The sequence below is a fragment of the Terribium retamae genome (assembly GCF_022347545.1).
GTDB lineage: Bacteria > Pseudomonadota > Alphaproteobacteria > Rhizobiales > Rhizobiaceae > Mesorhizobium > Mesorhizobium retamae.
In genome coordinates this window covers 1-9,446 of sequence record NZ_JAKREW010000086.1, presented here as the reverse complement: position 1 = coordinate 9,446, position 9,446 = coordinate 1, and the positions used below count along the sequence as shown (strand labels likewise).

8 protein-coding genes are annotated in these 9,446 nt (G+C 65.7%); 2 read left to right on the top strand and 6 right to left on the bottom strand.

Annotated features, from left to right (window positions below):
• Positions 1–237 precede the first annotated feature (237 nt).
• The 6 genes from L4923_RS30155 to L4923_RS30130 form a co-directional block, all read right to left on the bottom strand.
• The gene (locus L4923_RS30155; protein WP_239370785.1) at positions 238–594 is read right to left on the bottom strand and encodes an ethanolamine utilization protein; all 357 of its coding nucleotides are present in this window, start codon (positions 592–594) and stop codon (positions 238–240) included.
• A 105-nt stretch (positions 595–699) separates the two neighbouring features.
• The gene (map, locus tag L4923_RS30150; RefSeq protein WP_239370784.1) at positions 700–1,467 is read right to left on the bottom strand and encodes a type I methionyl aminopeptidase; all 768 of its coding nucleotides are present in this window, start codon (positions 1,465–1,467) and stop codon (positions 700–702) included.
• A gap of 103 nt (positions 1,468–1,570) precedes the next feature.
• Positions 1,571–1,780: a ParD-like family protein gene (locus L4923_RS30145; protein WP_239370783.1), complete on the bottom strand. Its 210-nt coding sequence runs from the start codon at positions 1,778–1,780 to the stop codon at positions 1,571–1,573.
• A gap of 122 nt (positions 1,781–1,902) precedes the next feature.
• Positions 1,903–3,669 (bottom strand): ABC transporter permease, encoded by a 1,767-nt coding sequence (locus L4923_RS30140; RefSeq protein ID WP_239370782.1) that lies wholly within the window; start codon positions 3,667–3,669, stop codon positions 1,903–1,905.
• Positions 3,670–3,711: 42 nt separating this feature from the next.
• On the bottom strand, positions 3,712–4,713 hold the full coding sequence (locus L4923_RS30135; protein WP_239370787.1) for an extracellular solute-binding protein: 1,002 nt from the start codon (positions 4,711–4,713) through the stop codon (positions 3,712–3,714).
• A gap of 125 nt (positions 4,714–4,838) precedes the next feature.
• On the bottom strand, positions 4,839–5,852 hold the full coding sequence (locus tag L4923_RS30130; RefSeq protein ID WP_239370786.1) for an ABC transporter ATP-binding protein: 1,014 nt from the start codon (positions 5,850–5,852) through the stop codon (positions 4,839–4,841).
• Positions 5,853–6,160: 308 nt separating this feature from the next.
• Between L4923_RS30130 and L4923_RS30125 the strand changes: the two genes are divergently transcribed.
• Both L4923_RS30125 and L4923_RS30120 read left to right on the top strand, forming a co-directional pair.
• Positions 6,161–8,722 (top strand): AMP-binding protein, encoded by a 2,562-nt coding sequence (locus L4923_RS30125; protein ID WP_239370781.1) that lies wholly within the window; start codon positions 6,161–6,163, stop codon positions 8,720–8,722.
• Positions 8,723–8,865: 143 nt separating this feature from the next.
• Positions 8,866–9,446: chromate resistance protein ChrB domain-containing protein (locus L4923_RS30120; RefSeq protein ID WP_239370780.1), on the top strand; the 581-nt coding region annotated here is incomplete at its 3' end.

Here is a 9,446-nt window from a genome sequence, read left to right as displayed (position 1 = left end):
GGGGGGTGGGGCCCCCGGGCGGGCGCCCCCCAAACCGCCCCCCCCCGTGGGGGGCCCCCAACCGCCGCCTCTACCCCCCACCCTACAATCCAGCCGTTTCGGGTGCGTCCTTCGAGGCTCGCCCGGCAAGGGCCCGGGCTGTGCTTGCAATTGGCGTGCGGGCGAGCACCTCAGGATGAGGGCGGTCGTGCAGGGCCCCTTCATTCCGAACGCCGGGGGACGGAACGCCCCCAGCACTCACCCGCTCTCCGCCTCCTGCCAGTGCGGGTAGGTGACATAGGCGGTGATCGCGCCGTCCTCATGTGCGCGGATGGTGACTTTGTCACCTTTCGGCATATGAACGATCTCGCCCGGCCCGGCGGTGACCACGATGCCGTCTTCGCCGGACACCGACAGCTGCCCCTTCAGCACCACCATGACGTCGTCGACGGCGAGCGTGATGTCGATGCTGACCTCTGGTCCGTAGCGGCCATAGCCGATGGTGATGGGCGAGCCGTGATGCTGATCGACCAGATTGCCGGTGAAGACATCCCCGTCCAGTCCAGGCACATGCTCGAACGAGGCGTCGGATACGGAGAACTTGCGAACGGCCATGCGGTGCTCCTTTGCGCGAGTTGCCTGGTGGGGCAACGCCGTAAGCGTCGACCCGGTTCAAACAAACGCCCGGGCAAACGCCCGCTCGTCGCAGACAGGCGGTGCCTACGCCACCAGCCTCTCATCACGCCGCAGCGTCAGCACTTCGACGCCGGTGGCGGTGACGGCGACTGTGTGCTCGAACTGGGCGGAAAGCTTGCCGTCATGGGTCAGCACCGTCCAGCCGTCGTCGGCCGTCCTCACCCGGCGCGTGCCCTGGTTCACCATCGGCTCGATGGTGAAGACCATGCCTTCGCGCAGCCGCACGCCGGTTCCCGGCCGTCCGTGGTTCAGGACCTGGGGCTCCTCATGCATCTCGCGGCCGATGCCGTGTCCGCAATACTCGCGCACCACCGAATAGCCATTCTTCTTTGCGTGTCTTTCGATGGCATAGCCGATGTCGCCGAGATGCGCGCCGGGCCGCACTTCGCGGATGCCTTTCCACATCGCCTCCTGGGCGACGCGCACCAGCCGTTTCGCCACCGGCGAGGCATTGCCGACCAGATAGGTCTTCGAGGAGTCGGCGATGAAGCCGTTCTTCTCCAGCGTGATGTCGAAATTGACGATGTCGCCGTCGCGGACGATCGCGGCGGCATCCGGCACGCCATGGCAAACGACATCGTTGATCGAGCAGTTCAGCACATGCTTGAAGCCGTATTGCCCCTTGCTGGCCGGGCGTGCCGCAAGGTCCTCGGTGATGAAGCGGTCGACCAGCGCGTCCACCTGCAAGGTGGACATGCCGGCAAGCTGGAGCGTGTCCAGCATCTCGAAGACGGAGGCCAGCAGCCTGCCCGACTGACGCATCAGCGCCAGCTCGTCCGATGTCTTGACCATCACGGCATGCCGCGCAAAAGTGTGAAGCGGTTTTGCGAGAACGGCATGCGCAAAATCAAAGACCTGATGCGCAAGGAGCGCATCTGCAAGATCGCGACCAGCATCAGGCTACCGCAAGATCGGGGGCGGGGTGCCGCTGCGCCGTGGCCAGCTCCCGCTTCACGATCTCGGTGAAGGAAAGCGTCGGGTTGGCCTCGGCCAGCATGCCGATCTTCATCCAGAACTCGGCCTGCGCGTTGATGGAACGGCACATCACGGTCGAGGCGCGGCGCACCTCCTCATGCAGTTCCTCGTCGATCTTCACGATGCCCATGACTGTCTCCGCTTAATATACGGTGCATATATGGTTCGTATATCCGAGGGTCAAGCGAAGCATCGGCAGGATTTCGGCAGGGCGGTGCTGCCTCCGCCGATCTGCTTCACAGTGCCGGAAAATTATCCTTCTGGGCCCTGAGCAACCGGCGAGATGGTCGGTTCCTTGAAAAAGCGGAACTTTCCGCCCTTGCCTGCAAAGGGCTCGCTCTCCCGGCGCAGGTTGCGCTGCGCGCCGACCCGCGACAGCAGCACCACCGGCAGCATGGCGATCAGCACGATGGCAAGCGCCGAGACGGACGCCTCCTCATAGGTACCGCGCGCCGCTTCTCCATAAAGGTGCGTTGCAAGCGTCTCCACATTCAGCGGCCGCAACAGCAGCGTCGCCGGCAATTCCTTCACGCAATCGACGAAGACCAGCAGCGCCGAAGCGGCGAGCGCCGTCTTCGACAGCGGAAGGTGCACGCGGCGCAAGGTGCCGAAGGCGGTTTCGCCGAGCGTTCGCGAAGCCTCGTCCAGCGATTGCGGGACACGGCTGAGGCCTGCCGCTATGCCTCCGGCCGAAATGGTGAGGAAGCGCGTGGTATAGGCGTAGATCAGCCCGGCGCCCGAGCCGAGGAAGATGAGGCCCGGAGCTACGCCGAACCAGGAGCCGGCCAGCGCATTCGCCGTGCGGTCGAAGCCGCCCAGCACGATCACCAGGCCGATGGCGACCACGGTGCCAGGTGCCGCATAGCCGATGGCGGAGAGCCGGAAGGCGGCGGCGGAAAGGCCGCCGGGCCGCATGCGGACGGCATAGGCCGCCGCCGCACCCAGAATGAGCGTCAGCAAGGTGGCGGCTGCGGAGAGCGTCACGGTGCTCCATGCGATGGAGAGGAACCGTGGCGGCAGGCCCGCATAGCCGATGCGGTCATAGGCTTCGATCGCGAGGTAGAGCGCCGGTATGGCGAAGCCGATCAGCACCGGCACAAGGCCGAGGAGCAAAAGCAGCAGGCCGACGGGAGTAGAGGTGCGGCGGCGTTCAAAGCTCTTGCCGCTGCGCTGCACGCCGGCGGCAAAACGTTGCCTGCGCCGCGCGTGCTGTTCCCATGCCACCACCGCCACCACGATGACCAGCAGCACCAGCGCGATCTGGGCAGCGCCCGGCAGGTCGGAGCGGGTGATCCAGGTTGTGTAGATGGAAACGGTGAGCGTGCGCACGCCGAGGAATTCGGCAGCGCCGATATCGTTCAGCGTCTCCATCAGGGCCAGGCTCGTGCCGACCGCCACCGCCGGCCGCGCCAGCGGCAGGGCAACACGCCAGAAAATGGCGCGGCGCGCCACGCCGAGGGTTCGCGCCGCGTCGATCAGGCTGGCCGGCTGGGTCAGGAACATGGCGCGCGTGGCAATGTAGACGTAAGGGTAGAGCACGAAGGCGAGCAGCAGGATGCAGCCGGTCATGGAGCGGATATCGGGCAGCCGGAAGTCGCGGGGGCTGGCATAGCCGAGCATGTGGCGCAGCGTGTCCTGCACGATGCCGATCGGATGCAATATGTCGAGATAGGCATAGGCAACGATGTAGGTGGGCACGGCCAGCGGCAGCAGCAGCGCCCATTCCAGCATCCGGCGCCCCGGAAAATCATAGGCGGTGACCAGCCATGCCGTCCCGGTACCCAGTGCGACGACAAGGATGCCGACGCCGGCAAGCAGGATCAGCGTGTCGCGCAGGGCGACTGGAAGAACGGTCGAGAAGAGATGCGCCCAAAGCCCGTCGGCGCCCTGAGTCGCCTCGCTGAGCAGCGCCAGGAAAGGCAGGGCGACCGCCAGTGCGGTCGCACCCGACACGATGCACCAGACGGCGCCCGGGCGCTGCCTGACCCTGGATCTGAAATCTGCTGCCGACACGGTCATGAAACAGCGGAGGGACACCTCTGACAGGTGCCCCTCTCCATATCAGTTGTCGAAACCGACCTTGTCGACCAGCTCACTGGCCTCCTTGCGGTGGCCGACGATCTCGGTAAGCGGCTTGGAGTCGACCTTCAGCGCGCCGAGCTCGGCGATGATCGGGTCGGCCGCGATATTGGCCTTGACCGGATATTCGTAGTTCGCCTGCGCGTAGATCTTCTGGGCTTCGTCCGAGACCAGGAATTCCAGAAGCTTGATCGCCTCCTCCTTGTGGGGGGCATGCTTGGCGACGGCCGCGCCGGAGATGTTGACGTGGGTTCCGTCGTTCTTGAAGGTCGGCAGGATGACCTTGATGCCGTCGCCCCACTTCTTCTGTTCCTCGCCGCCTCTGCCCGAGCGCATCAGGCCGACATAATAGGAATTGGCGATGGCGATATCGCAAACGCCGCCAAGGATGTCCTTGGCGCCTTCGCGGTCGCCGCCTGCGGCCTTGCGGGCGAGGTTGTCCTTGATCCCGGCCAGCCACTTCTCGGTGGCCTCGGCGCCATAATGGGCGATGTGATCGGCAAACAGGGCGGTGTTGTAGGGGTGCTGGCCGGACCGGATGCAGATCTTGCCCTTCCACTTCGGGTCGGAAAGGTCCTCGTAGTTGAGCGTCTGGAGATCGAGGTCCTTGGCGGCATAGACGACGCGGGCGCGCATCGACAGGCCGAACCAGTTGCCCTTGGCGTCGCGGAGCTGCGCCGGGATCGCTTCGTTCAGCACGGCAGACTCGACCGGCTGGGTGACCCCCTTGTCGACCAGGTCGACAAGATTGCCGGCGTCGACCGTCATCAGGATATCGGCCGGCGAGCTCTCACCTTCGGAGGCCACGCGCTCGGCAAGGCCGTCCTTGAGGAAGACGGTGTTGATCGTGATGCCGCTGGACTTGCTGAAGGCGTCGAGCAGCGGCTGGATCAAGCCGGGTTCCCGCGTGGTGTAGATGCTCACTTCCGCTGCCGCGGCCGCATTGGCAACGGCGAGCAGGGAAGCAGCGGCGGCAAGCGTCATCTTGAAAGGTGCGTTGAGCATGAAATCTCTCATCTGCTGGCGGTCCTGTCTCCGCTGCATCATTTATGATCATGCTAGTCAAGTTTATTTCACGAGGACTGCCGAAATTCCCGTGAAGTCGCGGCTTACCCGCGTTCGTCGAGGGGGAAGACCAGGACGGCTTGCGGGTCGATCCGGAAGCTGAGCGTGCCGCCCTGCGGGTCGAGGCGCTGCGTGGTCCGCATGACCAGCGGCGCTTCGAGCCCTTCGACGTCGAGTTCGAACTGTTCGATCTCACCCCGGAAACTGCGCGACAGGACCGAACCGGTCAGCCCGTCGAACGAGGGGCAGACCGCCTGGGGACGGATGAAGGCCAATGCCTGGCTGCCGTCGGCAAGGGCAGGCGGACATGGGAATGTGCCGAGCGCGGTATGCAGTTCACCACCGCGGCAGACGCCGGGCACGCGGTTGAAGGTGCTGAAGAATTCCGCCGCGTAACGATCGGCGGGTCTGTCGTGCAGATCCCGGCCCGCGCCGCTCTGGACGATCCGACCGGATCGCATCAACACGATCTGGTCGCCGATGGACAACGCCTCTTCGGGCTCGTGCGTGACGATGACGGCCGTGGTGTGCGTGGCACGCAGCAGCGCGATGGTGTCGGTGCGCACGCGCTCGCGCAGGTCCCGGTCGAGATTGGAGAACGGCTCATCCATCAGCAATATGGACGGTTCCGGCGCCAGCGCACGCGCCAGTGCGGCGCGCTGCTGTTCGCCCCCCGACAGCATATGCGGGTAGCGGTCGGCCATGGCGGTGAGCTTGGTGAGGGCCAGCAGCATGGCGACGCGTGCCTGCGCCTCCCCCCGCGGCCGCCCGCGCAGGCCGAACTCGATGTTCTGTTGCACCGTCAAATGCGGGAACAGCGCATAATCCTGGAAGACGAAACCGATATTGCGTCTCTCCGGCTCGACGAAGGCGTCCGGCCCGGCCAATTCCGTGCCGTTGAGGCTCACGATACCCTCGTCCGGCCGTTCGATGCCGGCGATCAGCCGCAGCAGCGTGGACTTGCCGCAGCCGGAATGGCCAACGAGGCACACGATCTGTCTCGCCCCGATCGACAGGTCGATCGGCCCCAGCGTGAAGTTCGGCCCCAGCCGGCGCATCAGCCGCTCGACCTTCAGCACGGGCCGGTCGTCGCGCTCGTTGAATTGATCTGCCACGCACTCTTCCTTCGGGGTCCGATCTCCGCTGCCGGGGTATCCGGGCGGTGCTTTCAAAGCAAGCCTTCCGGCGCCTTGCCAAGCCGAAGGCCCAACGAAACGGGAAAAATCACGCCCAGCTTCCGTACTGGAGGTTTTCTACCTCCGATGGGCATAAAAAAGGTGATGCAATCGATCAGGAAATGGATTAGCGCGTTCCCGCAATCGCATAGGCGGCAAAGAGCCCACCGGGCCTGCTGGAGAGTTTGGGAATGCGGCTGACACAACGGCTCGTGGATCACGGCGAGCGCCCGGCACTGGTCTTCCCGGGGCGCGCGCCGATTTCCTATGCCGAACTCGGCCGGCGCGTCGGCACGCTGGCACGCGAATTCGGCACGCAGAAGAAGCTCGTCGCCGTGGTGGCGGAGCCCTGCGAACACGCCGTCATATCCTATCTGGCAGCGCTGCACGGCAACCATGCCGTTGCGATGATCCCGTCCTGCAACAGTTCTGCGCTGGATGATTTCATCGCGGACTTCGCTCCCGACATCGTTTGCCGGCGCGTCGACGGCCGCTGGCGATGCACCGCGCAGGTCGTGGGCCCGGCCGCGCCCATGCACCCGGAACTCGCTCTGATGCTCGGCACATCCGGCAGCACCGGCAAGAGCCAGTTCGTGCGGCTGTCCGCCACGGCTGTCGAAGCCAACGCCCGGGCGATCGCCGGCTATCTGGGTCTCACCCCGCAGGACCGGGCCGCGCTGATCCTGCCTTTCCACTACTCCTACGGCCTGTCGGTGCTGAACTCGCATCTGGAGGCGGGGGCAGGCATCTATTTTCCGAAATACGGTGCGTCGGATGCCGGGTTTGCAGCCGAGATGCGCGAGGCTGCCTGCACCAACATCAGCGGCGTTCCCTATTCCTTCGAGATGCTCGAGCGCAGGGGCTTCTTCGATCACGACCTGCCTGCGCTGCGCTTCATGACGGCCGCTGGCGGGCGCATGCCGCTGGCACTGACGGAGACGTTCCGGCGCCGGCTCGAAGCGAAGTCCGGGCAGCTTTTCCTGATGTACGGCCAGACCGAGGCGACGGCCCGCATAGCCTATGTTCCACCGCAAAGCCTTGCCGAAAATCCGCAGAGCATCGGCATAGCGGTCCCGGGAGGCAGGCTGTGGCTGGCCGACCGGGACGGAAAGCCCATCGAGCGAGACAATGTCGAGGGCGAGCTCGTCTACAGCGGCCCCAACGTCATGATGGGCTACGCCTCCGAGCGGGCCGATCTCGCCAGGGGGTTCGAGATCGATGCGCTGAAAACCGGCGACCTCGCGATCCGCAACGAGCAGGGGTTCTATTCGATCGCCGGCCGCAGCAAGCGCATATCGAAGATCGCGGGCCTGCGCGTGAACCATGAGGCGGTCGAGCGGGCACTGGAAAAGGCGGGCATGACCGCAACGGTCATTGGCGACGACGAGCGTCTCCTGGCGATCCTGACGGGGTCGCCGGCGAGCGACGACGACGTGCTCCGCGTCATGATGGCGACCAGCGCATTGCCCCGTCCTCATCTCGCCGTCGACCGGATCGCGGTGCTGCCGCGGCTGCCGTCCGGCAAGATCGACTACGCCGCGCTCCGGCTCCGGCTCCATCGCAGCGGCCCGGTCCGCGGCGTGATGGAAGCCTATCGCGACGCCTTCTATCCGCGCACCGTCGCGCCGGGCGACAGCTTCGACGGGCTGGGCGGCGACTCGCTGCTTTACGTCCAGCTTTCCCTCGCGATCGAGCGCGAGCTCGGCACCTTGCCTGCGGGCTGGGAAACGATGCCGGTTTCGGCGCTTCAGCGTCCCGCGGCCGTGGAGAGCGGCGGCCAGTCGGTCGACAGCCAATTGGTGCTGCGGGCGCTGTCCATCCTGATGATCGTCGTTCACCATGCAACGACATGGCCGGTCCCCGGCGGCGCGGCGATCCTCGTCATGCTGGTGGGTTTCGGCCTCGCCCGCTTTCAGCGCAGGCATCTGTTCGCCGGCGACATCAGGAGTTTCCTGCGGCCGCTGGTCGCGAACCTCGCGCTTTACGTACCGATCGTCATCGGCTTCTCGATGGCGCGCGGCGAGGTGCTGTGGCCTTCGGTGCTGCTCGTCGGCAATCTCGGTTTCACCCAGCCGCCACACATGCTGCCCTACCTCTACTGGTTCGTGGAGGCCTACGCGCAGATCATGCTGCTGGCGGCGCTGTTCTTCTCGGTGCCGTCCCTGCGGAAACTCGTGGTGGGCAATCCGCTGAAGTCGGGGCTCGTGCTGCTGGCGGCCGCGGTTGCCGCCAAATTCCTCGTCCCGAAGGTCTGGAACCTCGGCGGCGTGCAGATCTTCACCTTGCCCGACGTGTTCTATCTGGCCGTCGTCGGCTGGTGCCTGTTTTTCGTCGATAGGGCGCCGGCACGCCGGATCTTCCTGCTCGGCGCCGCCGTGCTTTGCGCCGTGCTGGCCTGGTGGGGCGGCAACTGGGTCGGCTCCTGGATCAAATACATGCTGGTGCTGGGGGCGGTGGCGATGCTGCTGTTCGTGCCGCGCCTCAGGCTGCCCGGCTGGCTGGTTCGCGTGATCCTGCCGATCTCGGCCGCCAGCTATCACATCTATCTGTTCCACCGCCTCATTCCCGACTGGCTGCTGCCGCAACCGGACCCAGGCGCTCCGCAATTGGGTATCGCCGTCATTGCGATCGTTATCGGTATCGCCTCCGGCCTGGCGGTGTTCCGGCTGCAGCAATGGCTGTTGCGCTGGCTCGCGACGGAAGGGCTCGGCAGGCGATCCAAGGCTCCCGCCGCACTCACTCCCGCCGAATAGGCCGCGGCGGCTCCGAGGTCTTTGCAGTCGCTTGACTTGAGAGCACATCCGGCGAATGATCCCGGCCATGGGGATTGCGATCTCCCCACGAGGCTCAGGCCCAAGCATCGCGTCCAGCAACCCGTCACACGGAAGGACGCGCCATGCCATCACCGACCACCATATCCACCGACAAGCTTTCCCGCCTGATCGGCACGCCGAACTGCCCGGCACTGATCGACGTGCGCAATGACGAGGACTTCGCCCTCGATCCACGGCTGGTGCCGGGCTCGATCCGCCAATCCCACCGAGACGTCGAGACATGGCGCCATACGGTCACCCGGCCTTCGGCGGTGGTCATCTGCCATGCCGGCAAAAAGCTCAGCGAAGGCACTGCCGCATGGCTGCGGCAGCTCGGCCTGCCCGCCGAGTCGCTCGAAGGCGGCGTCGAGGCCTGGTTTGCTGCCGGCCTGCCTGCGGTGCCGGCAGTCAGGCTGCCACCGCGCGATGTGGCGGGCCGCACCGTGTGGGTGACGCGGGCACGCCCGAAGATCGACCGTATCGCCTGCCCATGGTTGATCCGGCGTTTCGTCGACCCGCATGCGGCCTTCCTGTTTGTTGCGCCGCAGGAGGTGGCGGGTGTCGCGGACCGGTTCGATGCCACGCCGTTCGACGTCGAGAACGTCTTCTGGAGCCATCGTGGCGAGACCTGCAGCTTCGACACCATGGTCGAAGAGTTCGGCCT

Excerpts from the sequence above, each read along its gene's own strand:
- L4923_RS30130 (WP_239370786.1), bottom strand. The coding sequence starts at position 5,852 with ATGCGCCGGCTGGGGCCGAACTTCACGCTGGGGCCGATCGACCTGTCG.
- L4923_RS30145 (WP_239370783.1), bottom strand. The coding sequence starts at position 1,780 with ATGGGCATCGTGAAGATCGACGAGGAACTGCATGAGGAGGTGCGCCGC.
- map (WP_239370784.1), bottom strand. The coding sequence starts at position 1,467 with ATGGTCAAGACATCGGACGAGCTGGCGCTGATGCGTCAGTCGGGCAGG.
- L4923_RS30125 (WP_239370781.1), top strand. The coding sequence starts at position 6,161 with ATGCGGCTGACACAACGGCTCGTGGATCACGGCGAGCGCCCGGCACTG.
- L4923_RS30155 (WP_239370785.1), bottom strand. The coding sequence starts at position 594 with ATGGCCGTTCGCAAGTTCTCCGTATCCGACGCCTCGTTCGAGCATGTG.
- L4923_RS30140 (WP_239370782.1), bottom strand. The coding sequence starts at position 3,669 with ATGACCGTGTCGGCAGCAGATTTCAGATCCAGGGTCAGGCAGCGCCCG.
- L4923_RS30135 (WP_239370787.1), bottom strand. The coding sequence starts at position 4,713 with ATGACGCTTGCCGCCGCTGCTTCCCTGCTCGCCGTTGCCAATGCGGCC.